Annotated in this window: 24 protein-coding genes and 1 riboswitch; of the genes, 14 read left to right on the top strand and 10 right to left on the bottom strand. The window is 73.8% G+C overall.

Annotated features, from left to right (window positions below; translation table 11 throughout):
- The first annotated feature begins 95 nt into the window (after nucleotides 1-95).
- On the top strand, nucleotides 96-1,520 hold the full coding sequence (locus FXF65_RS07935; RefSeq protein ID WP_148349075.1) for an aminotransferase class V-fold PLP-dependent enzyme: 1,425 nt from the start codon (nucleotides 96-98) through the stop codon (nucleotides 1,518-1,520).
- Nucleotides 1,521-1,527: 7 nt separating this feature from the next.
- Here FXF65_RS07935 and FXF65_RS07930 read toward each other — a convergent pair whose 3' ends face one another.
- The 3 genes from FXF65_RS07930 to FXF65_RS07920 all read right to left on the bottom strand — a co-directional run bounded on the left by FXF65_RS07930 (nucleotide 1,528) and on the right by FXF65_RS07920 (nucleotide 5,967).
- Nucleotides 1,528-4,026: a mannose-1-phosphate guanyltransferase gene (locus FXF65_RS07930; RefSeq protein ID WP_148349074.1), complete on the bottom strand. Its 2,499-nt coding sequence runs from the start codon at nucleotides 4,024-4,026 to the stop codon at nucleotides 1,528-1,530.
- On the bottom strand, nucleotides 4,023-4,682 hold the full coding sequence (gene clsA, locus FXF65_RS07925; RefSeq protein ID WP_148349073.1) for a cardiolipin synthase ClsA: 660 nt from the start codon (nucleotides 4,680-4,682) through the stop codon (nucleotides 4,023-4,025). Before clsA ends, FXF65_RS07930 begins: the two co-directional genes overlap by 4 nt.
- A 124-nt stretch (nucleotides 4,683-4,806) precedes the next feature.
- Complete coding sequence (locus tag FXF65_RS07920; RefSeq protein ID WP_148349072.1) at nucleotides 4,807-5,967, bottom strand: sensor histidine kinase; 1,161 nt, start codon at nucleotides 5,965-5,967, stop codon at nucleotides 4,807-4,809.
- Nucleotides 5,968-6,144: 177 nt separating this feature from the next.
- Between FXF65_RS07920 and FXF65_RS07915 the strand changes: the two genes are divergently transcribed.
- The 3 genes from FXF65_RS07915 (at nucleotide 6,145) to FXF65_RS07905 (ending at nucleotide 9,764) form a co-directional block, all read left to right on the top strand.
- The gene (locus FXF65_RS07915; protein ID WP_148349071.1) at nucleotides 6,145-7,161 is read left to right on the top strand and encodes a hypothetical protein; all 1,017 of its coding nucleotides are present in this window, start codon (nucleotides 6,145-6,147) and stop codon (nucleotides 7,159-7,161) included.
- A 63-nt stretch (nucleotides 7,162-7,224) separates the two neighbouring features.
- Nucleotides 7,225-7,338, top strand: a riboswitch (TPP riboswitch).
- Complete coding sequence (gene thiC / locus FXF65_RS07910) at nucleotides 7,334-9,082, top strand: phosphomethylpyrimidine synthase ThiC (RefSeq protein ID WP_148349070.1); 1,749 nt, start codon at nucleotides 7,334-7,336, stop codon at nucleotides 9,080-9,082. Its footprint overlaps the riboswitch before it by 5 nt.
- A gap of 91 nt (nucleotides 9,083-9,173) precedes the next feature.
- The gene (locus FXF65_RS07905; protein ID WP_246198413.1) at nucleotides 9,174-9,764 is read left to right on the top strand and encodes a TetR/AcrR family transcriptional regulator; all 591 of its coding nucleotides are present in this window, start codon (nucleotides 9,174-9,176) and stop codon (nucleotides 9,762-9,764) included.
- Nucleotides 9,765-9,802: 38 nt separating this feature from the next.
- Here FXF65_RS07905 and FXF65_RS07900 read toward each other — a convergent pair whose 3' ends face one another.
- On the bottom strand, nucleotides 9,803-10,642 hold the full coding sequence (locus FXF65_RS07900; protein ID WP_148349069.1) for a metallophosphoesterase family protein: 840 nt from the start codon (nucleotides 10,640-10,642) through the stop codon (nucleotides 9,803-9,805).
- A gap of 30 nt (nucleotides 10,643-10,672) precedes the next feature.
- The gene (locus FXF65_RS07895) at nucleotides 10,673-11,239 is read right to left on the bottom strand and encodes a winged helix-turn-helix domain-containing protein (protein ID WP_148349068.1); all 567 of its coding nucleotides are present in this window, start codon (nucleotides 11,237-11,239) and stop codon (nucleotides 10,673-10,675) included.
- A gap of 79 nt (nucleotides 11,240-11,318) precedes the next feature.
- Between FXF65_RS07895 and FXF65_RS07890 the strand changes: the two genes are divergently transcribed.
- Nucleotides 11,319-12,761, top strand: a complete 1,443-nt coding sequence (locus FXF65_RS07890) for an alpha/beta hydrolase family protein (protein WP_148349067.1) — start codon at nucleotides 11,319-11,321, stop codon at nucleotides 12,759-12,761.
- Nucleotides 12,762-12,825: 64 nt separating this feature from the next.
- On the opposite strand, the gene FXF65_RS07885 is transcribed toward FXF65_RS07890, so the two are convergent.
- Both FXF65_RS07885 and FXF65_RS07880 read right to left on the bottom strand, forming a co-directional pair.
- Complete coding sequence (locus FXF65_RS07885) at nucleotides 12,826-13,329, bottom strand: anthrone oxygenase family protein (RefSeq protein ID WP_148349066.1); 504 nt, start codon at nucleotides 13,327-13,329, stop codon at nucleotides 12,826-12,828.
- A gap of 33 nt (nucleotides 13,330-13,362) precedes the next feature.
- Nucleotides 13,363-14,214, bottom strand: coding sequence for an NAD(P)H-binding protein (locus FXF65_RS07880; protein WP_148349065.1), 852 nt, complete (start codon nucleotides 14,212-14,214; stop codon nucleotides 13,363-13,365).
- Nucleotides 14,215-14,295: 81 nt separating this feature from the next.
- Between FXF65_RS07880 and FXF65_RS07875 the strand changes: the two genes are divergently transcribed.
- Nucleotides 14,296-15,237: an AraC family transcriptional regulator gene (locus tag FXF65_RS07875; RefSeq protein WP_148349064.1), complete on the top strand. Its 942-nt coding sequence runs from the start codon at nucleotides 14,296-14,298 to the stop codon at nucleotides 15,235-15,237.
- A 3-nt stretch (nucleotides 15,238-15,240) separates the two neighbouring features.
- Here the strand turns inward: FXF65_RS07875 and FXF65_RS07870 are convergent, their stop codons facing one another.
- Nucleotides 15,241-16,359, bottom strand: a complete 1,119-nt coding sequence (locus FXF65_RS07870) for a carbohydrate kinase family protein (protein WP_246198412.1) — start codon at nucleotides 16,357-16,359, stop codon at nucleotides 15,241-15,243.
- A 98-nt stretch (nucleotides 16,360-16,457) separates the two neighbouring features.
- Nucleotides 16,458-17,783, bottom strand: coding sequence for a hypothetical protein (locus tag FXF65_RS07865; protein ID WP_148349063.1), 1,326 nt, complete (start codon nucleotides 17,781-17,783; stop codon nucleotides 16,458-16,460).
- Between the two features lie 127 nt (nucleotides 17,784-17,910).
- Here FXF65_RS07865 and FXF65_RS07860 point away from each other — a divergent pair, with 127 nt between their 5' ends.
- The 6 genes from FXF65_RS07860 to FXF65_RS07835 all read left to right on the top strand — a co-directional run bounded on the left by FXF65_RS07860 (nucleotide 17,911) and on the right by FXF65_RS07835 (nucleotide 22,099).
- On the top strand, nucleotides 17,911-18,642 hold the full coding sequence (locus FXF65_RS07860) for a GntR family transcriptional regulator (protein ID WP_148349062.1): 732 nt from the start codon (nucleotides 17,911-17,913) through the stop codon (nucleotides 18,640-18,642).
- 151 nt (nucleotides 18,643-18,793) lie between these two features.
- A complete protein-coding gene (locus FXF65_RS07855) occupies nucleotides 18,794-20,227 on the top strand; it encodes a PTS ascorbate transporter subunit IIC (RefSeq protein ID WP_148349061.1) in 1,434 nt (477 codons plus the stop codon).
- A 38-nt stretch (nucleotides 20,228-20,265) separates the two neighbouring features.
- Entirely contained in the window at nucleotides 20,266-20,568 is a 303-nt protein-coding gene (locus FXF65_RS07850; RefSeq protein ID WP_148349060.1) for a PTS sugar transporter subunit IIB, read from the top strand.
- On the top strand, nucleotides 20,565-21,038 hold the full coding sequence (locus FXF65_RS07845; RefSeq protein WP_148349059.1) for a PTS sugar transporter subunit IIA: 474 nt from the start codon (nucleotides 20,565-20,567) through the stop codon (nucleotides 21,036-21,038). Before FXF65_RS07850 ends, FXF65_RS07845 begins: the two co-directional genes overlap by 4 nt.
- Nucleotides 21,031-21,774, top strand: a complete 744-nt coding sequence (locus tag FXF65_RS07840) for a sugar isomerase domain-containing protein (protein ID WP_148349058.1) — start codon at nucleotides 21,031-21,033, stop codon at nucleotides 21,772-21,774. The genes FXF65_RS07845 and FXF65_RS07840 overlap by 8 nt, the downstream gene beginning before the upstream one ends.
- A gap of 58 nt (nucleotides 21,775-21,832) precedes the next feature.
- On the top strand, nucleotides 21,833-22,099 hold the full coding sequence (locus FXF65_RS07835; protein ID WP_148349057.1) for an EF-hand domain-containing protein: 267 nt from the start codon (nucleotides 21,833-21,835) through the stop codon (nucleotides 22,097-22,099).
- A 98-nt stretch (nucleotides 22,100-22,197) separates the two neighbouring features.
- On the opposite strand, the gene pgi is transcribed toward FXF65_RS07835, so the two are convergent.
- Nucleotides 22,198-23,856, bottom strand: coding sequence for a glucose-6-phosphate isomerase (gene pgi, locus FXF65_RS07830; RefSeq protein WP_148349056.1), 1,659 nt, complete (start codon nucleotides 23,854-23,856; stop codon nucleotides 22,198-22,200).
- Nucleotides 23,857-24,101: 245 nt separating this feature from the next.
- Here pgi and FXF65_RS07825 point away from each other — a divergent pair, with 245 nt between their 5' ends.
- Both FXF65_RS07825 and FXF65_RS07820 read left to right on the top strand, forming a co-directional pair.
- Complete coding sequence (locus FXF65_RS07825) at nucleotides 24,102-24,935, top strand: acyl-CoA thioesterase (protein ID WP_148349055.1); 834 nt, start codon at nucleotides 24,102-24,104, stop codon at nucleotides 24,933-24,935.
- Between the two features lie 53 nt (nucleotides 24,936-24,988).
- Nucleotides 24,989-26,020 carry a lactonase family protein gene (locus FXF65_RS07820; RefSeq protein ID WP_148349054.1) on the top strand — a complete coding sequence of 344 codons (1,032 nt, stop codon included), beginning with the start codon at nucleotides 24,989-24,991 and terminating at the stop codon, nucleotides 26,018-26,020.
- Nucleotides 26,021-26,051 lie beyond the last annotated feature (31 nt).

The raw sequence follows: 26,051 nt of genomic DNA, 5'->3' as shown, positions 1-26,051 counted from the left end.
GGACCAAAAAAGGTCAGGACACCCCCTTGCGTGTCACACCCGAATTTCGGACCGTTTCTATAAGGGTGTGGCTTACATGCACGCGGGGGTGCACCATGGGCCCTTCATCCGGCTCTGACGACCTGCCCGGCTGCGGCGGGGGCTTCGCGGGAACGCGGCGGCTCGACGAGCTGCGCGCCACCGAGTACCGCTACCTGGACGAGCGCGGCCAGACCTACCTCGACTACACCGGCTCCGGCGTCGCCGCGGACGCGCAGATACGCGCCCACTGCGAGCGGCTCGCGGGCCACTGTTACGGCAACCCGCACTCGGAGAACCCGACGTCCAGCGCGTCCACCGCGCTGGTCGAGCGGACGCGGGAGGCGATCCTGGGGTTCTTCAACGCCTCCCCGGACGAGTACGCGGTGGTGTTCACGCCGAACGCGAGCGGCGCGTGCCGCCTCGTCGGCGAGGCGTACCCGTTCGAGCCGGGCGACCGGCTCGTCCTCACCGGCGACAACCACAACTCGGTGAACGGGCTGCGCGAGTTCGCGCGGGCGCGCGGCGCGGCGACGGTGCACGTCCCCGTCCGCGGGCCCGAGCTGCGCGTCCCGGACGAGGAGGTCGCCGCCGCGCTCACCGGCCGCCGCGGCCTGTTCGTCTTCCCGGCGCAGAGCAACTTCAGCGGCGTGCAGCACCCGCTGAGCTGGATCGAGCTGGCGCGGGCCCACGGCTACGACGTCCTGCTGGACGCGGCGGCGTTCGTCCCCGCCAACCGCCTGGACCTCTCCCTCGTGCGGCCCGACTTCGTCCCGGTGAGCTGGTACAAGGTGTTCGGGTACCCGACCGGCGTGGGCGCGCTGGTCGCGCGGCGCGAGGCCCTTTCCCGGCTGCGCCGCCCGTGGTTCGCGGGCGGGACGATCCAGGCCGTCAGCGCGCTCGGCGGCTGGCACGTCCTCGCCCCGGACGAGACGGCGTTCGAGGACGGCACCCTCAACTTCCTGTCCATCCCGGACGTGGAGTTCGGCATCCGCTGGATCGAGGACATCGGCATGGACCTCATCCACCGCCGCGTCACGGGCCTGACGGCCCGGCTGCTGCGCCGCCTCGCCGCGCTCCGCCGCCCGGACGGCTCCCCGCTGGTGAGGATCTACGGCCCGGACGGCACCGACCGGCGCGGCGGCACGGTCGCGTTCAACGTCCTCGACGCGCACGGCGGGGTCGTCGACGAGCGGATCGTGGCCCGTGACACCGCCGCCGCGGGGATCTCCGTCCGCACCGGCTGCTTCTGCAACCCCGGCGCCGGGGAGGGCGCGTTCGAGATCCCGGAGCGGGCGCTGCGGCTCACCGCGCACCGGCGGATGCGGACGCTCGACGACTACCTCGGCGTGCTCGGCCTGCCGAGCGGCGGGGCGGTGCGCGCGTCGCTCGGCCTCGTGTCCAACGCGGCCGACGTCGACCGCCTCACCGGCTTCCTCGACGCCGCCTACGGGAGCCGCGAGCCGGACGCGACCGGCCTGAAGCCCCGCGAGCGCTGCTGAGCGCGGCTCAGGACCCGGCGCGCTCGACCACGGCGGCCCAGTCCTCCAGCAGCGCCTGGGCGGCGTCGGCGTCCGGGCCCTCGGCCCACAGGTGCGTGACCGCCTCCGCCGGGTCGGGCAGGACGAGGACCCAGCGGCCGTCGTCCTCGACCACGCGGACGCCGTCGGTCGTGTCGACCGTCCGGGTCCCGGCGGCCTCCACGACGTGCCGCATCACGCCGCCCTTCGCCGCCCACGGCGTCGGGACGGACCGGCGCAGCAGGTGCGCGTCCGGGATCCGGCGGTCGATCTGCGACAGCGTGAGGCGCGTCCGCGCGACGAGCCCGACCAGCCGGGCGAACGCCGCGATCCCGTCGACGGTGCCGCCGAACTCGGGCATCAGGAACCCGCCCCGGCCGTCCCCCGCGAAGATCACGCCGGGCCGCGCGGCGGCCTTGGTCAGCACGTCCTGCGACGTGGACGTCCACTCGACCCGCACGCCGTGGAACCGGCACACCTGCTCGGCGACCCGCGTCGTCGTCACCGGCAGCGCCACCCGCCCGTCGCGGCGCTCCGCGGCGACGAGGTCGAGCATGACGAGCAGGGCGCGGTCGTCCCCGACCAGCTCGCCGTTCTCGTCGACCAGGGAGATCCGCTCCCCCACCGGGTCGAACCGGACGCCGAACGCGGCGCGCGACGACGACACCAGCTCGCCGAGCCGCTCCAGGTCGCGCATCCGCTCGGCGAGCGTCTCGGTCGGGTTCGCCTCGTCCAGCCCGGCGTTGCGGGTGAGGACCTCCACCCCGATCTTGCCGAGCAGGCTCGGCAGGACGAGCGAGGCGACCCCGCCCGCGCAGTCCAGGACGATCTTCAGCCCGGCCTCCCGGACCCCGCCGATGTCGACCCGGCGCAGCAGGTCGCGGGTGTAGGTCTCGACGACGCGCGGCGGGTAGGTCAGCTCCGCGATCTCGCCGGGGAACGCGCGCCGGTACTCCTGCCGCCCGAACACCCGCTCCAGCTTGCGCTGCGCCGCCTGGGACAGGTCGGCGCCGTCCGGGTCGAAGAACAGGATGTCGACGCCCTGCGGGTCGCCGAGCGTGGTGCGGAGGTAGATGCCGCCGACGGCGTCCTCCCGGCCGGTCTCGAACCGGGCGACGGTCAGCGGCGTCGCCTCCAGGTCGCGGACGTCGATCGCGCTCGCGGTCAGCGCGCTGTTCACCGCGCGCTTCAGCGTCCGCGCGGCGCGGGAGACGTCCCGTCCGGTGACGACCGTCGAGCCCTTCTTCAGCGTGGTCGCGTACGCGCTCGCGAGCCGCACCGCCAGCTCCGGCGTGATCTCGACGTTGACCAGCCCGGACACGCCGCGCGGCCCGAACAGGTTGCGCTGCCCCCGCGACTCCCAGATGACGCTCGTGTTGACGACCGCGCCCGCCTCGATCGTCTTGAACGGGTAGACCTTCACGCCGGACGAGACGTACGCCTCCGCCTCGATGACGCACTCGTCCCCGATGACGGCGCCCTCCTCGACGCGGGCGCCCGTCATGATGTCGGTGTTCTTGCCGACGACACAGCCGCGCAGGTTCGTGGACGGCGCGACGAACACGTTGTCGTGGACGACCGCCCGGTGCAGGAACGCGCCCTCCTTCACGACGACGTTGCTGCCGAGGACGGTGTACTCCCGCAGCTCCACGCCCGCTTCGACCTTGGCGTAGTCGCCGATGTAGAGCGGGCCCTTGAGGACGGCCTCGGCGTCCACCTCCGCGCCTTCGGCGACCCACACGCCGGGCGAAACCTCGAAGCCGTCCAGGTCGACGCCGACCTGCCCGGACAGCATGTCTGCCTGCGCCTTGAGGTAGCTCTCGTGGGTGCCGACGTCCTCCCAGTAGCAGTCGGCGACGTATCCGTAGAGTGGGGCGCCCGCCGCCAGCAGCGCGGGGAACACGTCCCCGGACCAGTCGACCGGCTCCCCCGCCGCGACGTGCTCCAGGACCTCCGGCTCCATGACGTAGATGCCGGTGTTGACGGTGTCGGAGAACACCTGGCCCCAGGTCGGCTTCTCCAGGAAGCGCCGCACGCGGCCCTCGTCGTCGACGATGATGATCCCGAATTCGAGCGGGTTCGGGACGCGCTTCAACCCGATCGTGACGAGCGCGCCCTTCTCCTCGTGGAACCGCACCATGTCGGTCAGGTCGATGTCGGTGAGGGCGTCCCCGGAGATCACCAGGAAGCGGTCGTCGCGCAGCGCCTCCTCGGCGTTCTTCACGCTCCCCGCGGTGCCGAGCGGGACCTCCTCCGTCGCGTAGCTCAGCGCCATGCCGAGCTCCTCGCCGTCCCCGAAGTAGTTGCGGACGAGCGCCGCGAGGAACTGGACGGTGACGACGGTCTCCCCGAACCCGTGCCGTTTCAGCAGCCGCAGCACGTGCTCCATGATCGGCCGGTTGACGAGCGGGAGCAGCGGCTTCGGCTGGTTGGCGGTCATGGGGCGCAGCCGCGTCCCCTCGCCTCCCGCCATCACGACGGCCTTCATCGGGGGGTCTCCGCTCCCTCCTGCTCACCCTCGGGGTCCGGGGCGGGCGCGGCCGGCGGCGGCCCGCCGCGGCCGGCCACCACGAGCTGCCGCGTCTGCTCCCAGTACAGGACGGCGGCCCACCAGTACAGGCCCGCCCCCCAGATCGCGAACGACCAGCCGATCACCTTCGCGACGGTCGCGGCCGTCCCGTCGTGGTCGCCGAGCAGCAGCAGCGGGAAGGCGTACAGCAGGCAGAGCGTGCCCGCCTTCCCGATGAAGTGGACGGGCAGCGTGCCGCTGTACCCGAGCCGCCGGACGATCGGCGCGATCGGCACGATCGCCAGCTCGCGGGCGACGAGCAGCACCACCAGCCACAGCGGGATGATGTCGCGGATCGTCAGCCCGACCAGCGTCGCGAGGATGTAGAGCCGGTCGGCGGCCGGGTCGAGCATCGCGCCGAGCTTGCTGGTCTGGTTCAGCACCCGCGCGAGCTTGCCGTCCAGCCAGTCGGACAGGCCCGCGAACACCAGCAGGCCGAGCGCCCACCAGTCCGCCTCGACCAGGACGAGCCACAGGAACAGCGGGACGCCGACGAGCCTGGCGAGGCTCAGGCTGTTCGGCACCGTGAAGATCCGGTCCTGCGGGGCTTCCCGCTGCTCGCTCTGCGTGCTCACCGACGCGTTCGCCTCCCCTGGTCCCCCTTGATCCTGACCCTACCGGTAAGGGTTTGAAAGCCCCCGCGCGTAGATCGTCGCGGCGCCGGGCCGCGGTCCGGGCCGCGGTCCGCCCCGCGCGCGGTCACCGGGGAGCCGCGACGTCCGCGGCGGGGAACACGGCGGTGACGGCGAATCCGCCGCCGTCGCGCGGACCCGCGTCGAGGGTCCCGCCGACGCTGCGCGCCCGCTCGATCATGCCGAGGACGCCGAAGCCGCCGGGCGTCCCGCCGACCGGCCCGCGACCGTCGTCGGCGACCCGCACGACGAGCCCGCCGTCCGCGCGTGTGAGGCTCACCACGACATGGGTCGCCGCCGCGTGCTTGACAACGTTGGTCAGGGCCTCCTGGACGATCCGGTACGCGGCGACACCGACCTCCGGGGGCGGCGTCCCGGCGTCCGCGTCGTCGAGGTCGACCTCGATCCCGGCGGCCCGCGCGGTCTGGACGAGGTCGGCGATGCCGTGCGCGCCGGGCAGCGTCCCGGACGGCGCCGCATCGGTTCCGCGCAGCACCTGCAGCGTGCCGCGCAGCTCGGTGCGGGCGTCCCGGCAGGTGTCGGCGATCGCGCCGAGCGCCTCGGCCAGCTCCTCCCGGTCGAGCGGCCGGTCACCGCGGACGAGGTGCGCCGCCGCGCCCGCCTGGACGCCGATCACCGTGATGCTGTGCGCGAGCAGGTCGTGCAGGTCGCGGGCGATCCGCAGGCGCTCCTCGGCGACCCGGCGCCGCGCCTCCTCCTCGCGGGCCCGCTCCGCCCGCGCGGCCTCCTCGCTGATCGCCGCGAGCCGGGCCCGGTGCACCCGCCACACCTGGACGGCGATCACCACCGACACCATGGCCTCGATCATCGCGATCTGCTCGCGGACCAGGCCGCCGCCGCCGCGCACCGCCATCGCGACCACGCAGACGAGCAGCAGGGCCCCGACGACGGTGAGGACGACCTTGACCCGCCGTCCGAACCACGCGTACGCGAACAGCGTGAGCACCTCGGCGGGCACCAGCGCGTGGTGCTGGTACTGCGCCAGGTGGTACGGCACCACCATGGCGCCCAGGGCCACGAGCCCCGGCGTCGGCCACCTCCTGATCACCGCGAGCGGGACGTGCGCCCCGACGAGCAGCAGCACGCCGACGGCGTCCAGCCCGCGGACGCCGGGCCACGCCACCGCCACCGCCACCGCGACGGCCGCCAGCACCGCCGCGAGCAGGGCGTCCTTCACCGTCACACCGGCCCGACGCACGATCACCACCCGTCCATTCTCACCGACGCCCCCGGCCGCGCCACACCGCCCCGCTCCGAACCCGGCCACGCGGCGGTCGTTCCCTTCCACGGGCCGGACGGGCAGGATGATCGCTGTCGTGCGCTTTCCGGTGGAACGGGGGTTCCGCCCCTATAGTTCTGCGGACTCGATCACGAAGGGCTGACAGTGTCCGTGCCCCCGCCGTCCGTCCCCCCGCAGGAGCTCCGGGTCGCGCCGGGCCGGAGTGCCTACCGGTGGCCGCTCAGGATCGGCCTCGCGGCGCTCGCTCTCGCGGCGCTCACCGTACTGGCCGCGCGGACCGGCCTCCGGGACGCCGATGGCGCGCGCCAGATCGTGGTCCTCCTCGTGGCCGGCGCGTCGGCCGCCGTCGCGTGGGCCGCCGTGATCTTCCGGACCCGGCTGGTCGTGACGATCGACGCGAAGGGGCTCGTCCTGCGCCGGGGCGGGGCGCGGGCGGCCGTGCCGGTGAGCGCGCTGGACGCGATCGGCATCGCCTGGCCGGTCGCCGACCCCGTCTGGACGGTCTGGTTCGACCCGGCAGCGGCCCCCGGCATCGCCGCCGTCACCAAGGCCGAGAGCGGTGTCGCGCCCCTGCTGGCCAGCCGCCTCCTGCCCCCGGGGCGGCTCGACGCCGTCCGGGACGCCGCGACCGGGACGCTCGGGGTGCCGTGGCGCGTCGTCGACGACGCGGGCGAGGAGGTCCAGCCGCCGACCCCGAACGCGCTGACCAGGGCCGACCGCGTCACCGTGGACGACCGGGGCCGCTACCGGAGCGAGCGCGGCGGCGCCCTGCTCGCCGTCGCCTGCGGAGGCCGCCGGACGGTCGTGCTCCGCGACCCGCACACCGCGCGGCTGCTCGTGTTCAAGCGCCCGCCGCTGGGCCGCGACCGGATGCGCGTCCTCGACGCGGACGGCCGCCTCATCGGCCGGATCAGGGGCTCGCGCGAGCCGTCCTTCCACGCGGCCGACGGCATGCTCCTCGGCGCCACCCGCGGCGACGGCGGGCGCTACGTCGTCACCGGCGTGGACGGCCGCGAGTCCGCCTCCCTCCGCCGGGCGCAGGGCGGGGCCGACGACGAGGGCCGGTGGCGGCTTCACCGGTCCCCGTCGGCGCCCGCCGCGCTCCGCGCGCTCACCCTGGCCCTGCCCCTGCTGGTCGGGGTGGCGTCCCGGCCGTCCTGACGCGCGCGTCTATCCCAAGACCGGCGGTTGCGGCAACCGGGGTGGGCCGGGTTAGCGTCGGTGGCGACAGATCGCGGGGGTCCGGCGAACCGGGCTGAGATAGCGGCTGAGACGGCCGCTGACCGCATGAACCTGACCGGGTAATGCCGGCGTAGGGAGAGATCGAGTCGTCATGACCGAACCTGTGGTTCCAGTTCCAGCCGCGCGCAAGACCTACCTCCAGGGCTCCCGCCCGGACCTGCGTGTCCCGATGCGTGAGGTGCCGCTGACCGGCGGCGGGGCCGTCGTCCTGTACGACACCTCCGGGCCGTACACCGATCCCGAGCACCGCACGGACGTCCGCGAAGGGCTGCCCGCGCTCCGCGAGGCGTGGATCGCCGAGCGCGGCGACACCGAGGCGTACGAGGGGCGGGCCGTCCGTCCCGAGGACGACGGCCGCAAGCCGGACGGGCGCCCCGGCCCCGTCGGGGAGGGCCTGCCGCGCAGGCCGCGCCGCGCCGCCGGCGGCGCGGTGACGCAGCGCGCGTACGCGCGGCGCGGGGAGATCACCCCGGAGATGGAGTTCGCGGCGCTGCGCGAGGGCGTCGAGCCGGAGTTCGTCCGGGCCGAGCTGGCCGCGGGCCGCGCCGTGCTGCCCGCCAACGTCAACCACCCCGAGATCGAGCCGATGGTCATCGGCCGGAACTTCCTCGTGAAGGTGAACGCCAACATCGGCAACTCGGCGGTCGCGTCGTCCGTCGAGGACGAGGTCGAGAAGATGACCTGGGCGACCCGCTGGGGCGCCGACACGATCATGGACCTGTCGACCGGGCGGGACATCCACACGACGCGGGAGTGGATCCTGCGGAACTCGCCGGTGCCGGTGGGGACCGTCCCGCTGTACCAGGCGGTGGAGAAGGTCGGCGGCGACCCGGCCGAGCTGACCTACGAGGTCTTCCGCGACACGGTGATCGAGCAGGCCGAGCAGGGCGTGGACTACATGACCGTCCACGCCGGGGTGCTGCTGAGGTACGTGCCGCTGACGGCCGGGCGCAAGACGGGGATCGTGTCCCGGGGCGGATCGATCATGGCGGCGTGGTGCCTGGCGCACCACGAGGAGAACTTCCTCTACACGAACTTCCGCGACCTGTGCGAGATCTTCGCCGCGTACGACATCACCTGGTCGCTCGGGGACGGGCTGCGCCCCGGCTCCATCGCGGACGCCAACGACGAGGCGCAGTTCGCCGAGCTGCGCACCCAGGGCGAGCTGACGAAGATCGCCGCAGGGTTCGGCAATCAGGTGATGAACGAGGGGCCCGGCCACGTCCCGATGCACAAGATCAAGGAGAACGTCGACCTGCAGCAGGAGTGGTGCGACGGCGCCCCGTTCTACACGCTCGGGCCGCTGACCACCGACATCGCGCCCGGCTACGACCACATCACCTCGGCGATCGGCGCGGCGATGATCGGCTGGTACGGCACCGCGATGCTCTGCTACGTCACCCCGAAGGAGCACCTCGGGCTGCCGGACCGCGACGACGTCAAGGCGGGCGTGATCGCCTACAAGATCGCGGCGCACGCGGCGGACCTCGCGAAGGGGCATCCGGGCGCGCAGGCGTGGGACGACGCCCTGTCCGACGCGCGGTTCGACTTCCGCTGGGAGGACCAGTTCAACCTGTCCCTCGACCCGGACACGGCGCGCGCGTTCCACGACGCGACGCTGCCCGCCGCCCCGGCGAAGACGGCGCACTTCTGCTCGATGTGCGGGCCGCACTTCTGCTCGATGAAGATCACCCGGGACGTCCGCCGGTACGCGGCCGAGCACGGCCTCGCCGACGACGATGCGCTCGCGGCCGGGATGCGGGCCAAGGCCGGTGAGTTCCGGGACGGCGGCGGCCGCGTCTACCTGCCGGTCTCCCCCGGTGGGCCGCCGCCCGGATAGCTCGGGCTACTATCGAGGGACCGTTCCAAACGCCGCGGAGCCCTCCGGATCGCCGCCGGCCCGTCCACTCGCCGGAAGGACCGACGACCACGTGACCAGCGACGACATGCCACCGGCGGTGGCGGTGAGGGCGGTGCGCGCGGACGTGCGCCGCAACCGGGCCCGGCTGCTCGCCGCGGCGCGGGAGACCTTCGGCCGGGACGGGGCGGACGCCTCGCTGGAGGGCATCGCGCGGCTCGCGGGCGTCGGCATCGGAACGCTCTACCGCCACTTCCCGACCCGGCAGGACCTCCTGGAGGCGGTGCTCGCCGACGCCTACGACGGGCTGGCGGCGACCGCGCGCGAGCTGCTCGCCGCCCCCGATCCGGGGGCGGCGCTGGCGGCGTGGCTGCGCGCGTACGTCTCCGGCGTGACGGCGTTCCCGGGGCTCGCGGCGTCGGCGGCGGTGGCGCTGCGCGACGACCCGCCGGAGTCGTCCGCGGCGTGCCGCGCGATGCGCGAGGCGGGTTCGGCCCTCTTCGCCCGCGCGCGGGACGCCGGGGACGTCCCCCCGGACGCCGCGTTCACCGACGCGCTCCGCCTCGCGGCCGGGATCGCGACCGTCACCGAGCGGGAACCGAACGCCGCCGGACGGCTCCTCGCGCTCGCCTCGCGCGGCGTGCTCTCCGGCAAGGCGGGCTAGCGCGTCGGGTCAGCGCGGCGGGTCAGGCCGCGTCTGAGTCAGGCCGTCTCCGGGGTGGGCGGGAGGACACGGCGCGGCCCGCGGGGCGCCTCGCCGCGCTTGCGCCATTCGCGCGGGTAGCCGACCGACACCTCGACGTGCGGGACGCCGTCCGTCCGGATCGTCCGAGGGATGTGCAGGTGGCCGTACACGACCGACACCGCGCCGAACCGGCGGTGCCAGTCGGCGGTGCGCTCCGTCCCGCACCACTGCGCGAACTCCGGGTACCAGAGAATGCGGGTCGGTTCGCGGACGAGCGGCCAGTGGTTGATCAGCACGGTGCGCGTGCCCGGCTCCAGGGCGGCGAGGCGCTTCTCGCTGTAGGCGACGCGGGCGTCGCACCAGGCGTCCCGCGTCGGGTACGGGTCGGGGTGGAGGTAGACCTCGTCGGTGCACACGACGCCCGCCTCATGCGCGACGGCGAGCGCCTCCTCCTTCGTGGACGTCCCCTCCGGCCGGAACGTGTAGTCGTACAGGAGGAAGAGGGGCGCGATGGTGACGGGGCCGCCCTCGCCGTCCCACACGGGGTACGGGTCCTCGGGGGTCAGGACGCCCAGCGACCGGCACATCTCGACGAGCGCCTGGTAGCGCGCCTCGCCGCGTAGTTGGACCGGGTCGTCCTTGATGGTCCACAGCTCGTGGTTGCCGGGCGTCCAGATCACGGTCGCGAACCGTTCGCGCAGGGTGCGGAGGGTCCATTCGACGTCGGAGAACCGCTCGGCGACGTCGCCGGCCACGATCAGCCAGTCGTCGCCGGACTCGGGTCGCAGCCCCTCGACGAAGGCCCGGTTCTCGGGGAATCCCACGTGCAGGTCGCTGATCGCGTGCACACCGCTCATCCCATAGATCGTAAGGGCCGAAGGCGGCTTTCACTCCTCGTCGGCGGGGAGGGTGAAGAGCCGGATGTGCACGGGGCGCGCGCCGGGCGGCGCGTCCTCGCGGCGGTGCGAGTGCTCGTGCAGCAGGCGGATGTACGCCTCGAAGAACTCGGCGAGGCCCTCCTCGGTCATGTGGGCGAAGCCGCGCGACAGCAGCGCCCAGGCCCGGTCGCGCGTGTATTCGGCGGGCAGCCTGCGGAAGAGCTCCAGGTCCTCGGCGTGCGCGACGCGCACCAGCTCGTCGAGGACGGACCGGTCCTCGGGGGCGACGGTGTCCGGGGCGGGCAGCCGTAGGTCGCGCGGGGTGTCGGCGGGCCGCCACCAGCGCTCCCGCCCGGCGGACCGCTCGGGGATCTCCTCGATGAACCCGTACTTCTCCAACTGCCGCAGGTGGTAGCTCGTCGTGCCGGTGTTGGCGCCGAGCACCTCCCCGATCGTCGTGGACGTCGCGGGGCCGTGCGCGCGCAGCCGGTGCAGGATCCGGCGGCGGAGCGGATGGCTCAGCGCCTTGATCCGTCCCGGGTCGTCCAGGATCACGGGCTCCAGGTCGTCCTTCATGAGGAGTAGTCTAATACTACAGAGGTATCTTTGCAGAGAATCCTTTGCAGAGAGTTCTCTGTGGTCTAGCGTCGCCGCCATGAAAACAGTCCTGATCACCGTGGCGGCCCTCCTCACAGCCGCGTTGCTCGGCGTCGCGGGCTCTCCCCCGGTGCGGGCCGCGCGCACCCCGGCGTCCGGGCGGGTTCCCGTGCCGTCCGAGCTGACCGCCGACGACGTGAGCTTCACCGGGTACGGCGGACTGGCCCTGCACGGCTCCGTCGTCGCGCCGCGGAAGACGTCCGGGCCGCTGCCGGGCGTCGTGCTCGTCACCGGCTCGGGCGCCGGCGTGCCGCGCGACCACCTGCTCACCGAGGCCGTCGAGTTCGCGCGGCGGGGGCTCGCCGTGCTGATCTACGACAAGCGGTCCGTCGGGTACGGCGACTTCCGCCGCTCCTACTCCGAGCTGGCGGACGACGCGCTCGGCGGCGTGCGCGCCCTGCGCGCGCGGCCGGGCGTCGACCCGGCGAAGGTGGGGCTGTGGGGGCTGAGCGAGGGCGGCTGGGTCGCGCCGCTCGCCGCGTCCCGGTCCGCGGACGTCGCGTTCGTGATCGTGGTCGGCGGCAACGCCATGCCGCCGATCCGGCAGCAGCTGTGGAACGAGACGTCCGCGCTGCGCAGGGCGGGCGCGTCCGGTTCGCTGATCGACCACGGCAAGCGGAACTTCGCCCGGCTCGGCGCGGACGCGGGCCTGTTCGCCGAGGCGTTCTTCCCCGCGGAGGACGTCCTCGGCCGGGTCCGGCAGCCGCTGCTCGGGGTGTGGGGCGAGCACGACCTCCAGACGCCGCCGGGAGACAACCCGCCGCTGTTCGCGCGGGCGCTGCGGCGCGGCGGCAACGTCCACTACACGTTCCGCTTCTTCCCGGGCGCGGACCACGGCGCGCACACGACCCCGGACGGCGGCGTCACCCGGGGCGAGGCGCTGGCCCCCGGTTACGCCGACCTGGTGGGCTCCTGGGTCCGCGACGCGACGAGCGGGAAGGCGCCCGTCGCCGACGCCCCGGCGCCGCCCCGCCAGGAGTACCGCAGCGTCGAGGTCTCGCCGTCGCCGTGGTGGACGTCGGCGTGGGCGCAGCTCGCGGCCTTCATGCTGTTCGTCGTCGCGTTCGCCGCGTATCCGCTGGTCGCGCTGGTCCGGCGGGTGCGCGGGCGGACGGTCCGGCCGGTGAGCCGGTGGGCGCCCCGGCTGCTCTCCGGCGCCGGGCTCGCCGCCGCGCTCGGCCTGCCCTTCTACCTCTTCTACCTGATGGCCGCCGGCCGGGCGCCGGACCCGGGGCCCGCCCTCGCGGGCAGGCCGCTGCCCTGGCTGGCGGTCCAGGGGCTCGCGGTGGCGGCCGTCGCGGCGGCCGCGGGCACGGCGGTGGCGTGGCGGCGGGCCGCCGGGGCGGTGCCGGTGGGCGAGCGCGTCCGGCTCGGGCTGCTGGTGACGGCGGGCGCGGTGTTCATCCCGTGGGCGGTGTACTGGGGGCTGCTCCTCCCGTGACCCGGCGCAACGCGGACGCGGCCCGCGCTCCCCGAGGGAGGGCGGGCCGCGTCCGCGCGGCCGGTCAGTGGTTCTTGCCCCAGACGTAGACGCCGAGGGACATCGCGAGGACGCTCACCCAGCTGAACACGGCGCGGACGTTGTTCCAGGCCGTCCAGCGTCCGGAGTAGTCCGACCAGATCTTCGCCGCCTCGGACGCGCTGCCCGGGATCTTCACGGCGTCCAGGTCGTTGTTCATCGGGATGTTCACCGCGAAGCTCGGGAAGAGCGCGCCCAGCAGGTACACGCCCGCCGCGACGAAGAACAGGATGGCCGCGGCCTTCTGGTCCAGCGTCAGCAGGAGGACGCCCGCGGCGGCCGCCGCCACCGGGACCAGCATGAACATCGCGACGAACAGCGGGTTCTGGATCTTCTGGTTGATGCCCTGCATGGCGTCGATCGCCGAGCCGGGCCGCGCCGCGTTCAGACCCGGCATGACGCCGGTGGAGAACCCGAAGAACGTTCCGGCCATACCGGCCGCCATGATGATCGACAGCGTCGCCGAGACGCCCGCGAGCGAGAACTTCATCGTCGTTCCAATCCGTGTTCAGTGGTGGGGGTCTCAGATGTTCCAGATGCCGCTGGCGGCGGTGGCCCGCGCGTAGTCGGCGAAGTCCCGCGGCCCGCGGCCCAGGGCGCGCCGGACGCCGTCGGCGGGCTTGGAGTTCCGGCCGTCCAGGACGGTACCGAACAGGTACGTCAGCAGGCCGACGACCTCGTCGGGGAGGCCGTGCCGCGCGAGAGCCGCGGCGTAGTCGTCCACCGGGACCGGAACGAACGCGATCTCCCGTCCGGCCGCGCGGCCGATCTCGGCGACGGCCTCGGCGAAGGTCAGCGCGCGCGGCCCGGTCACCTCGTAGACCTCGCCCGCGTGCGCGGGGTCGGTGAGCGCGGCGACGGCCACGTCCGCGATGTCGTCGGCGTCCGCGAACGGCTCGGGCACGTCGCCCGCCGGGAGGACGACCTCGCCCTCCCGGACCGGGTCGAGGAGGTAGTCCTCGCTGAAGTTCTGCGCGAACCAGCTCGCTCGGACGACCGTCCAGGCAAGGCCCGAGTCCTGGACGATCCGCTCGCACTCGCGCGCCTCCTCCTCGCCGCGTCCCGACAGGAGGACCACGTGCCGGACGCCCGCGTCCCGCGCCGTCCCGGTGAAGTTCCGGATCGCCTCGGGCGCGCCCGGCGCGCACAGGTCGGGGTAGTAGGAGAGGTAGACCTTCGCCACGTCCTGGAGGACGGGCGCCCAGGTGTCCTCGTCCTGCCAGTCGAAGGCCGGGGACGCCGACCGCGAGCCCATCCGGACCGGGACGTCCAGGGCCTCCAGCCGCTCGACCACGCGGCGGCCGGTCTTGCCCGTCCCGCCGAGGACGAGGGTGAGGGTGTTGCCGTCTTCGCTGTTGAGCGCCTTGTTCGTCATGCCCTTGAGTCAACCGGCGGGCCGCCCCGGCCACCATCGTCGAGAAGCTCGCCCGCATACGCGAGCGTCTACGCTGGCCGCATGGACGCCCTCACCGATCTCCTGGACGGGCCGCGCGCGCGGGGCGCGTTCATGCTCCGCGCGTCCCTCTCGCCGCCGTGGTCGATGCGGATCCAGGACGAGGCCCCCCTCACGCTGCTGTCGATGGTGCGCGACGACGCCTGGCTCGTCTCGGCCGGCGCCGAGCCGGTCCGCGTCTCCCCCGGCGACATGGTGATCTTCCGGGGGCCCGAGCCGTACACCGTCGCGGACGACCCGGCGACCGCGCCGCAGATCGTCATCCACCCCGGCCAGGTGTGCACCACCCCGGACGGGACGAGCCTGTCCGAGGCCATGGACCTCGGCGTCCGCGCCTGGGGCAACGACCCCGACGGCACCACCGTCATGCTGGTCGGCACCTACCAGATGCGCGGGGCGGTGACGCAGCGGCTGCTGTCCGCGCTGCCGCCGATCGCGGTCGTCCGCGGCGACACGTGGCGGTCACCGCTGGTCGACGTGCTCGCCGACGAGATCGGCAAGGACGAGCCGGGGCAGGACGTCGTCCTCGACCGGCTGCTGGACCTGCTACTCATCGCCACACTGCGGGCCTGGTTCTCCCGGCCGGAGGCGGCCGCGCCCGGCTGGTACCGCGCGCACGGCGACCCGGTCGTCGGCCCGGCGCTGCGGCTGCTGCACGACGACCTGTCCCATCCCTGGACGGTCGCCGCCCTGGCCGCCGAGGTCGGCGCGTCCCGCGCGGCCCTCGCGCAGCGGTTCACGAAGCTGATCGGCGAGCCGCCCATGTCGTACCTGACGGGCGCCCGGCTGGCGCAGGCCGCCGACCTGCTGCGGGAGAGCGACGCCACACTGGACGCGGTAGCCCGCCAGGTCGGCTACGGCAACGCGTTCGCGCTGAGCACCGCCTTCAAACGCGAACACGGCGTAAGCCCCCAGGAGTACCGCACCACCCTCGCCACCGCCTAGCGCTCACCCGCGCAGGGTGGGTTCGGCGCGTATGACCTCGTCTTCGGCGGCGTCGGGGATGAAGGGGATCACGAACGCGTAGTCGGCGAGGATCCGCTCGGGGACTTCGCCGGACTCGCCGAACGCAGCGATCTCGCCCCAGCAGGGCGAGCCGAGCGAGCCGCTGCGGTGCCGGACCGACAGCCCGGCGCACAGGTTGGCGAACCGCAGCCGCTCGGTGAGCGGGAGCCCGGCGAGCGTGGCGAACACGAACCCGGCGGCGAACACGTCGCCCGCGCCGGTCGGGTCGAGCGCCTCCACCGGCAGCGCGCTGACCTCGGCCCGCTCCCCCGTCGCGGAGTCGATCGCGATCGCGCCGTCGCCGCCGCGCTTGACGACGACGACCGGGACGCGCCCGGCCAGCGCCTCGGCGGCGTCCTCGGGCGTGCGGGTGCGGGTGTAGGCCATCGCCTCGGCGGCGTTCGGGAGGAACGCGTCCACGTGCTCCAGCCGGTCGAGGACCTCGGCGGACCAGGCGCCGGTCTGGTCCCAGCCGAGGTCGCCGAAGACCAGCGCGCCGCGCCGCCGCATCGCCGCCGCCCACGCCGGGACCGGGCGGTCGACGTCGACGAAGCAGGCCCGCGCGGACGGCGGCTCCGCGCCCGCCAGGTCGCCGACCGGGTCCGGCGCGGGACGCGCGTAGGTGACCATGCTGCGGTCGGAGTCGTAGGCCATCGACACCGTCACCGGCGTCGGCCAGCCGGGGACCCGGCGGGACGCCCCGAGGTCGACGCCCTCCTGCTCGGCGAGCGTCCGCCACAGGTAGGCGCCGAACATGTCGTCGCCGAACGCCGCCGCCAGACCGACCCGCAGGCCGAGCCTGCTCATCGCGACGGCGATGTTGGCGACGCCGCCGGGCGCGGAGCCGAGCCCGTCGGTGACGATCTCGGTGCCGGGCGGCGGCAGCCCGGGCAGCCCGGTGAAGATCATGTCCATGAAGACGCGGCCGGACAGGAACACGTCGAGGGCGGGCGACGGCTCCGCCCAGTCGCCGCGCAGCCGCTCCCCCGCCGGCCGCCGCTCGGCGCAGGGGTCGGCGAGGGACGGCTCCGGCGGCCGGCCCGGGACGGTCTGCTCGGTCACGAGGCGGCCCTGCCTTTCTGGGACCCCCAGACCCCGTGGGGAGGCTCGGGAACGTTCGTTGGCACGTTCTAACGGACACTAGACCGCGCCACCGACATCTACTCCGGAACGTACATGCGGATGTCGTCCACCCGCGCGGTCCCTTCGTAGAAGTTCATGTGCGGGTCACCGATCATGAACCTGTCGGGGTAGGCGGACCCGGCGGGCCACGTGTCGCGGTCGACGAGCGTGCCGCCCGGGCCCGTCCAGGTCCAGTCGGCGTCGAAGCGGCCGTCGTACTCGTCCGGGCGCTGGTTGTAGTGCCAGATGGGCTCGCCGTCCTGGACGAACGACCGCGTGTACCGGAACGTGGCGCGCCCCGCGTGCGCGAACACGCCGGACATCTCCATCGTGTAGGCGCCGCCGCGCCGCTCCACCGCGAACGTGTAGGGCTCGTCGGGCAGGAGCTCGGGCTTGAGGTCGACGGTCGAGACGATCGCGCCGCCCTTGCGGTACCCGCACTCGCTCTGCATCAGGTACTCGGTGCCGGGCATCGCCGGATACCGGCGGTCGTCGGTCATGAAGATCGCGTTGACGCCGTTGCCCGTCCCGGCGGAGTACGGCTCGTACTGCTTGGTGACCGGGTTGCAGTAGAGCAGACCCGAACCGGCGTACTTGTAACGGTTGTAACCGTCCATGGCCACTTTCCGGTGGCCGTGGACGAAGACGTTGTTGTGGGGCGCGACCTGCCGGTAGTCCATGATCGACATGTAGTAGAAGCCGTTGGAGTCGGTGCGGACGTCCGCCCACTCGCACTCCGGGCGTGCGAAGTCGCCGCCGGACGCCCACGGGAAGTTCGTCTTGCAGCCCTTCGGCGAGTAACCGTTGATCCGGCCGTCCGGGTAGTCCCAGGAGCCGTCGCGCCGCCCGCCGAAGTCGAGGCCGCGCAGCGTCATCTCGACCCGGTACTCGGCGGGCAGGTCGCGGGTCGAGCGGATCACGACGCCCGCCTGGTGGGCGGGCTCGTCCAGGCGCGCGACGCCGTTCCGGGACGTGAGCGCGGGCGGCGCGTCCGGCCTGCCGTCGCCGTCCGCGTCGCGGGCGGCGAGCTCGGCGGTCAGCCAGCCGTGTTCGCCGAAAGTGAACGCCTTGCGGTAGGTCCGCATCCTGGCGAGCTGCGTGCGGAACGCCGGGCCGCCGACGGTGTCGAAGTAGGCGCCGTCGTTGTCGTACATGTCCACGTTGTACGGGCTGGACGGGCCGTCGCCGTCCGGCCGCCACGGGTGCTCGGCGTCGTCGATCCGGCGGTTGAAGGGCTCGGCGGCGACCAGTCGCCAGCCGTCGCGCGCGCCCGGCGGGGCGGCGCGCGCGGGGACGGCGCACAGAGCCGCGGGAAGTACCAATGGGAGCGTCAGCGCGATGGCGCGTCGTGCGAGGTGTCTCATTCGGCGACGGTAGGTCGGCCCTCCGCGCCACGACCACGGCAAACATCGCCAAAGTGGTATTGACCAGTCGCCATAATGGGACATACGGTGTGCAACAGCAGGAAGAGCATCGAAGGGGGTGAGCGGCATGACATCCACCGGTGAAACCCGGTCCGGGAGCACGAAACGGCAGGCGGTCCGCCGCGAGCTCCTCACGATGCTGGACGGGCTCGACGTCGGGGACGCCCTGCCGTCCGAGCGGAAGCTGGCCGAAGAGCTCGGCGTGTCCCGGCCCACCCTGCGCCAGGCCATCGACGGCCTCGTCGCCGAGGGCCTGCTCGACCGGCGGCACGGGAGCGGCACCTACGTGGCCGAACCCCGGATCGCCGTGTCGCTGACCATGACCTCGTTCACCGAGGACATGATCAGGCGCGGGATGAAGCCGGGCGGCCGGGTCCTGTCGTTCCGCACCGAGACCGCGGGGGCGCGGATCGGCAGGCGGCTGGCCCTCTCACCCGTCGAAGAGGTATTTACCATTCGCCGGCTCCGGCTCGCGGACGGCGCCTCCATGGCCATCGAGACGCTGTACCTGCCGCGCGCGCTGATGCCCGGACTGCGCCGGCACGACCTGGAAGGGCGCTCCTTCTACGACCTGCTGCGCGCTAGCGGCGTCGAGATCGCCTCGGGCACCGAGACGATCGAGCCGACCGTGACCACCGCCGAGGAGGCGGCCGAGCTGGACGTCCCGGTGCACACGCCGGCGTTCCTGTTCGAACGGGTCACGCGGGACGAGGGCGGCCGTCCCCTGGAATACGTCCGCTCCCTGTACCGGGGCGACCGGTACCGGCTGGAACTGGACCTGCGACCACCCACCCACTGAACGACCGGCCACTCACCACCCGACGGATCACCACCCGACGGACCGGCGGCCCGGCAGGCTCCGGACGCGCCGCCCGGACGCACGACCGTCCAACCGCGCTGACGGGGGCGACAGCGCACGACCCACCCCCGAGAAGTGAGGCTTTTCACCCATGGACGTCATCAAGGACATCCTCACCTTCCTGGCGGACAACGTCTTCGGCCAGGTGCCCATCCTCATCGGGCTCATCACCCTCGTCGGCCTGGTGCTGCAGCGCAAGCGGTTCGAGGACGTCTTCGCCGGCGCGCTGCGCGCCACCATCGGCGTCGTCATCCTGTTCATCGGCGTCGAGGTGTTCACGGGCGGGCTGACGAGCTTCCAGACCGTCCTCGCGAGCGCGATGGGCACGACGCCGCCGAAGGCGGACCGGAGCCTCGCCGACTTCCTCACCGACCAGGGCGGGACGATCGCGCTCGTCATCACGGCCGCGTTCCTCGTCCATGTCCTGGTGGTCCGGCTGTTCCCGGCCGCCCGCTACCTCTACCTGACCGGGCACCTGATGTTCTGGGTCAGCACGGTGACGGTCGCGTCGCTGGTCACGATCGCGCCGGGCGCCGACCAGTTCACGCTGGTGCTGTGCGGCGCCGGGTTCGTCGCCGCGTACTGGACGCTCCAGCCGCTGTGGATGCGCCCGCTGATGCGCCGCGTCATGCCGGACGACCGGTTCGGCTACGCGCACACCAGCTCGCTCGCCTGCCTGATCACCGGCTACGCGGCCCGCCCGCTCGGCAGCCGGGAGAAGCACGACACCGAGAAGCTGAAGCTGCCCCGCCAGCTGTCGTTCTTCAAGGACGTCAACGTCAGCACCGCGCTGATCATCTCGGTGATCATGCTGATCGGGGTGGCGCTCGCCGACCACGCGGTGGTGAGCAAGTCCGCCGCCGAGATGGACGCCAAGCTGTCCCCCTGGGTGTGGGCGCTGCTCGTCGGCCTGCGGTTCGCGGGCGGCATCGCGATCCTGCTGTTCGGCGTGCGGATGTTCCTCGGCGAGATCGTCCCCGCCTTCAAGGGGTTCAGCGACCGGGTGATCCCGGGGACCCGTCCCGCGCTGGACGCGCCGACCGTGTTCCCCGTCGCGCCGACCGCCGTGATGGTCGGGTTCGTGGCGTCCACCGGCGTGTTCCTGGTCTGCCTCGGGGTGTTCGCCGCGGCGGGCTGGTTCACCCTCGCCCCGCCCATGATCATGCTGTTCTTCGTCGGCGGCGCCGCCGCGCTGTTCGGCAACGTGGTGGCGGGCTGGCGCGGCGCCGTCCTCGGCGGCGTGATCACCGGCCTGGTCCTCGCCGTCGGGCAGGCCGTCACCTGGGACCTGTTCGACCGGACCGCGCCCGAGCTGGCGACCCTCGCCGACCCGGACTGGTACGCGATCGCGTGGCTGCTGAAGGCGGCCGACCCGGTCGTCGGCGGGAACTCGATCTGGCTCGTGCCCGCCGTCGCGCTCGCCGCCATGGTGGGAACGCTGGTGCTGCTCGGCCGCGCCGAGAAGCGCAGGACGGACGAGCCCGGCGACACGGCGGCGCCCGAGAGCGCGCCCGCCGAGGCGTGACGCACCTACGTGACGCATCGCGACAAGGAAGGAGCGACATGGCATTGGACCGGCGACTGGAGGTCCTCGCCGTCTGCGGCGTCGGGATGGGCTCCAGCCTGATGCTGAAGATGACCGCCGAGGACGCGCTCCGCTCGCTCGGCGTGGACGCCCGGGTGGAGAACACCGACGTGTCCACGGCGCGCGGGATGACGCCCGACGTGGTGATCGGCCAGGGCATGCACACCAGCGAGATCTCCGAGCTGGCGCCCGTGGTGATCACGGTCAGCGACTTCCTGGACAAGGACGGCCTGGAGGCGCAGCTCCGTGACCGCCTGACCGACCAGGGCTGGCTGTCATGACGGACCGTGCTGAGGCTTCGGTCTCCCGGCAGGCGCCCGTGGTGACCGCGACGGACGCGGTGGCGGCGGACGACTGGCGGGAGGCCGTCCGGGCGGCGGCGGCCGCGCTGGTCGCCGCCGGCGCGGCGGGCGAGGGCTACCCGGAGGCGTGCGTCCGGGTGGTGGAGGAGAACGGCCCCTACATCGTGCTGACGAAGGGGCTCGCGCTCGTCCACGCCCGTCCGGAGGAGGGCGGGCTCGCGGTCGGCGTCGGCGTGACCCGGCTGGCGTCGCCCGTCGGGTTCGGGCACCCTGACAACGACCCCGTCGACCTGCTCCTCGCGTTCTGCACGCCCGACCCCGACGTCCACGTCGGGACGCTGTCCGCGCTGGCCCGCGCGCTGTCCGGCGGGCTGGCCGACCGGCTCCGCGGCGCGTCGGACGAGCAGGACCTGGCCCGCGTCCTGAAGGAGGCCGTCCCCGATGCTTGAGGGCACCCGGTCCGAGTTCTCCAGCCGGGTGCGGACGCTGCTGGACGATCTCGACGCCGCCTCCGGCGAGGCGATCGACGACGCCGCCGCGCTGCTGCTGGCGTCGGTCGAGGCGGACGGGATCGTCCACGTCGCCGGGGCGGGGCACTCCCTGGCCATGGTGTTCGAGACGTTCTACCGGGCGGGCGGGCTCGCCGCCGTCCGCCCGATCTGGGACCCCGGCGTGTTCCCGCTGGACCACGCCGTCCGCAGCACCCGCGTCGAGCGCCGCGCCGGGGTCGGGCGCGCCGTGGTGGAGGCCGCCGCGCCCGCCCCGCCGGACGTGGCGGTCGTGTTCTCCACCAGCGGGCGCAACCCGTACCCGGTCGAGGTCGCCGCCGAGTGCGCGGCGCGCGGGGTGCCGGTCGTCGCGGTGACGTCGGCGCGGGCGGCGGAGGGCGCGGCCGCGCGGACCGCGACGACGCTCGCCGACCACGCCGCGATCGTGCTGGACACGCGCGTCCCGCCGGGCGACGTCGTCCACCCGGCGGCGGCGCCGCGCACGGCGGCGGCGTCCACGATCCTCGCCGCGTACGCCTGGTCGCGGGTGCTCGCCGCGCTCGACGACCTCGCCGCGGCGGGCGGCGTGGAGCTGCCCCGCTGGACGAGCGCGAACGTTCCGGGCGGCGACGAGGTGAACATCGCGCTGCTGGAGCGCTACCGGCACCGCATCCCCGAGCTGACCGGCGACGCTTAGCGCGGAACGGCTCCCGCTGTGGCAGGATGCCGCTCATCGGACCAGAACGGGGAGCGAGATGACGACACGACCGACCGGGGACGACCTTCCCACCGTGTTCAGGCGCGCGGACCTCGGCGGAGACCAGAAGCTCGACCTGATGGAGTTCACGCTCGTCCTGGAGGAGCTCGGCCTCTCCTGGACGCGCTCCGAGACCCAGGACAGGTTCGAGAAGGCCGACACCAACCTCGACGGGTTCATCTCCTACGAGGAGTTCCGCGCCATCATGGAGACCCAGGGCTGGGCCGGCGGCCCCGTCGCCGACGGTCCCGTGGCACACGCCTGACCGACTCGCACGCGAAGGGCCCGCCGGTTCCGACCGGCGGGCCCCTTGCCGTTCGCGGGCGTCAGACGTCGTTCGCGGGGTCAGACGTCGTTCGCGGGTCAGACGCGGCGGCCGCGCAGTTCGCGGTACCGGCGGACGAGCGCGGCGGTCGACGGGTCCGGCGCCTGCGACGGCGGCTCCGCCGAGGTCAGCGCGGGCGCGAGGTCCATGGCCATGACCTTGCCCAGCTCGACGCCCCACTGGTCGAAGGAGTCGATGCCCCAGATCGTCCCCTCGACGAAGACGATGTGCTCGTAAAGGGCGACGAGCGAGCCGAGCGTCTTCGGCGTGAGCTTCGGCACGAGGATCGTGCTGGTCGGACGGTTGCCCGGCATCACCTTGTGCGGGACGACCGCCGCCGGCGTCCCCTCCGCCGCGATCTCCTCGGCGGTCTTGCCGAACGCGAGCGCGGACGTCTGCGCGAGCAGGTTCGCGGTGAGCAGGTCGTGCATCCCGGTGGAGGCGTCGGCGGCGCCGTCGAGGGCGGGCTCGGCGAACGGCTCGGCGAAGCCGATGAAGTCGGCCGGGACGAGCCGCGTCCCCTGGTGCAGCAACTGGTAGAAGGCGTGCTGCCCGTTGGTGCCGGGCTCGCCCCAGAAGATCTCGCCGGTCTGCGCGACGACGGGCGCGCCGTCCGCCCGCACCGACTTGCCGTTCGACTCCATCGTGAGCTGCTGGAGGTAGGCGGGGAAGCGCGCGAGGCGCTGGCTGTAAGGCAGCACGGCCCGGGTCTGCGCGCCGAAGAAGTCGGTGTACCAGACGCCGAGCAGGCCCATCAGCACCGGCATGTTCGCCTCGAACGGCGCGCTGCGGAAGTGCTCGTCGATCTCGCGGAACCCGGCGAGCATCTCGCGGAACGCCTCGCCGCCGATCGCGATCATCAGGGACAGGCCGATGGCGCCGTCGAAGGAGTAGCGCCCGCCGACCCAGTCCCAGAAGCCGAACATGTTGGCGGTGTCGATGCCGAAGTCCGCGACCCGCTCCGCGTTGGTCGACACCGCGACGAAGTGCCGGGACACGGCCTCGTCGGCGCCGAGCCCGTCGACCAGCCACCGCCGGGCGGCCTTGGCGTTGGTGAGCGTCTCCAGCGTCCCGAACGTCTTCGAGGCGACGACGAACAGCGTCCGCTCGGGGTCGAGGCCGGCGAGCTTCCCGACGATGTCGGCCGGGTCGATGTTCGACACGAACCGGCACGAGATGCCCGCGTCGGCGTAGTCGTGCAGCGCCTCGTAGGCCATGGCGGGGCCGAGGTCGGAGCCGCCGATGCCGATGTTCACGACGGTCGTGATGGTCTTGCCGGTGAAGCCCGTCCACTCGCCCCCGCGGACGCGCCCGGCGAAGTCGGCCATCTTGTCGAGGACGGCGTGCACGTCGCCCGCCACGTCCTGGCCGTCGACGGCGAGCGCCTCGCCGGGCGGCAGCCGCAGCGCCGTGTGCAGGACGGCCCGGTCCTCGCTGACGTTGATGTGCTCCCCGGCGAACATCGCGTCGATCCGTCCGCGCAGCCCGGCCCGCTCGGCGAGCGCGACGAGCAGCCGCACCGTGTCGGCGTCGGCGCGGTGCTTGGAGTAGTCCAGGTACAGGTCCCCCGCGGTCACCGTCATGCGGTCGGCGCGGCCCGGGTCGTCCGCGAACAGCTCGCGCAGGTGCCGCCCGGCGAGCGCCGCCTGGTGGTCGGCCAGCGCGGACCACTCCGGCGACTCGGTGATATCAGCCATTGCCTTCTCTCATCTCCTCGCACGGCGGGGCCCGTCCCCTCACGGAGCGAGGACGGGCGCCGCGTCCCCCGGGCGCCCGCCGTCCCCTGCCGGCGATCATAGGTCGACCGCGCGTGACCGTATCAGGGCGCCGCCCGGACGCGCAGGCGTCCCACCCGATGCGGGGCCCGCCGCGGGGCCCGCCGCGGGCGCGCCGGTAGGGTCGCGCCACGACCGGGCACGGCGGCAGGCGCAGGAGGTTCCCGATGAGCGACGTCCCTTCCGAGGCCCCCTCCGGGCTCGCGCGGCTGTTCGACCTCGCGCCGCTCGGCGAGGACGTGTTCGTCACCACGTCCCGGTCGGTGGGGCGGCCCCGGCTGTTCGGCGGCCAGGTCGCCGCGCAGAGCCTGCGCGCCGCGTGCCTGACGGCGGACGGGCGGCCGCCGCACTCGCTGCACGCCTACTTCATCCGCCCCGGCACGCCGGACGAGCCGCTGACGTTCGAGGTCGCCCGCACGCGGGACGGCCGGTCCTTCTCCACCCGGCACGTGACGGCGAGCCAGGGCGGCAAGCCGATCCTGGAGCTGATCGCCTCGTTCCACGACCCGGAGGACGGGTTCGACTGGCAGGAGGAGCCGCCGTCCGGCGCGCCCGGCCCGGAGGGCCTGACCGCCCTGGACCCGCCGGAGTTCTTCGGACGCCCGTTCGGCTTCGACGTCCGCCTGGTGAACCCGCCGAACGAGGGCGAGTTCCCGCTCAGCCACCCGTTCTGGATCCGCGCGGCGGACCCGGTCGGCGACGACCCGGTCATGCACGCCTGCCTGATCGCCTACCTGTCGGACATGGCGGTCGTCAGCGGTGCCCGCGCGCCGGGCTCGCCGCGCGAGTTGGCCACGGCGGTGTCGCTGGACCACGCGGTGTGGTTCCACCGTCCGCCGCGCGTCGACCGGTGGCTGCTCTACAAGGTGGACCCGGTGACGAACCACGGCGCCCGCGGCCTCGCCCGGGGCACCCTCCACACCGCGCACGGGACGCTTCTCGCGTCCGTCCAGCAGGAGGCGCTCCTCCGTCCCGCGACGCCGGCTCGGCCAGCGGAGTGACCCTCCGCTCGCGCTAGGCTCACCTCTCTGTCTCGGGCGTGAGGGGAGTTCTGGTGGGCGAGCGGGCGTTCTGGGTGGGCACCTACACCGGTGAGGCCGGTCGCGGCGCCGGGATCTACCGGGTCACGCGGCGGGACGACGGCGTCCTGACCGCTCCCCTGCTCGCCGCCGAGGCGGTGAGCCCGTCGTATCTAGCCGCGGGTCCCGGCGGGGACGTCCTCTACGCGGTGCGGGAGGAGAACGAGGGCGGCGTCGTCGCGTTCGGCGCGTCCGGCGGGCGGCTCCGCGAGATCGGGAGCCGCGCTGCGGGAGCACTGCCGTGCCACCTGCACGTGCCGCCTGGCGCGGGGCACCTGGTCGTCGCGGACTACGGCTCTGGGACGGTCCGGGCCGTCCCGCTGGGCCCGGACGGCGCGTTCGCGGGCGAGCCCGCCGTCGCGGAAGGGCACGGGAGCGGGCCGCGCGCGGACCGGCAGGAGGGGCCGCACGCCCACGCGAGCGCGTCCGCGCCGGACGGGACCGTCCTGACCACCGACCTCGGCGCCGACCTCGTCCGGTCGTTCCGGATCGAGGACGGCGCGCTGCGCCTCACCGGCGAGACGCCCGTTCCGCCGGGGTCCGGGCCGCGGCACCTGGTCGTCCATCCGGGCGGGTACGTGCACGTGGTGACCGAGCTGGCCGCGACCGTCCTCGTGCTGCGGCCGGTGGACGGGTACGCGCGGCTGGAGGTCGTCGCGGAGACCCCCGTGACGGCCGGTCCGGTGAGCGGCACGCCGCTGCCCGCGGCGATCAAGCTCGGCGGCGGCGGGCGGTTCGTGTACACGTCCACGCGCGGCGCGGACGTGGTGACCGCCCACCGGGTGCTGGACGACGGCGCCGCGCTCGCCGCGGTCGCGGACGTCCCGTCCGGCGGGCGCGGCCCCCGCGACCTGCACGTCGATCTGCACGTCGATGACGCCTGGATGCACGTGGCCAACGAGCACGACGACACGGTCGCGACGTTCCGGATCGGCGCGGACGGCGTGCCCGTTCCCGCCGGTCCGCCGCTGGCGGTGCCGTCGCCCGTCTGCGTGATCCCCGCCTGACCGCGTTTCCTGCCCGGCGTTTCCTGGTCGG

Source organism: Actinomadura syzygii (assembly GCF_008085905.1).
Classification (GTDB): Bacteria; Actinomycetota; Actinomycetes; order Streptosporangiales; family Streptosporangiaceae; genus Spirillospora; species Spirillospora syzygii.
The sequence above is the reverse complement of the archived record's forward strand: the minus strand, read 5'-3'. Positions and strand labels throughout refer to the sequence as shown.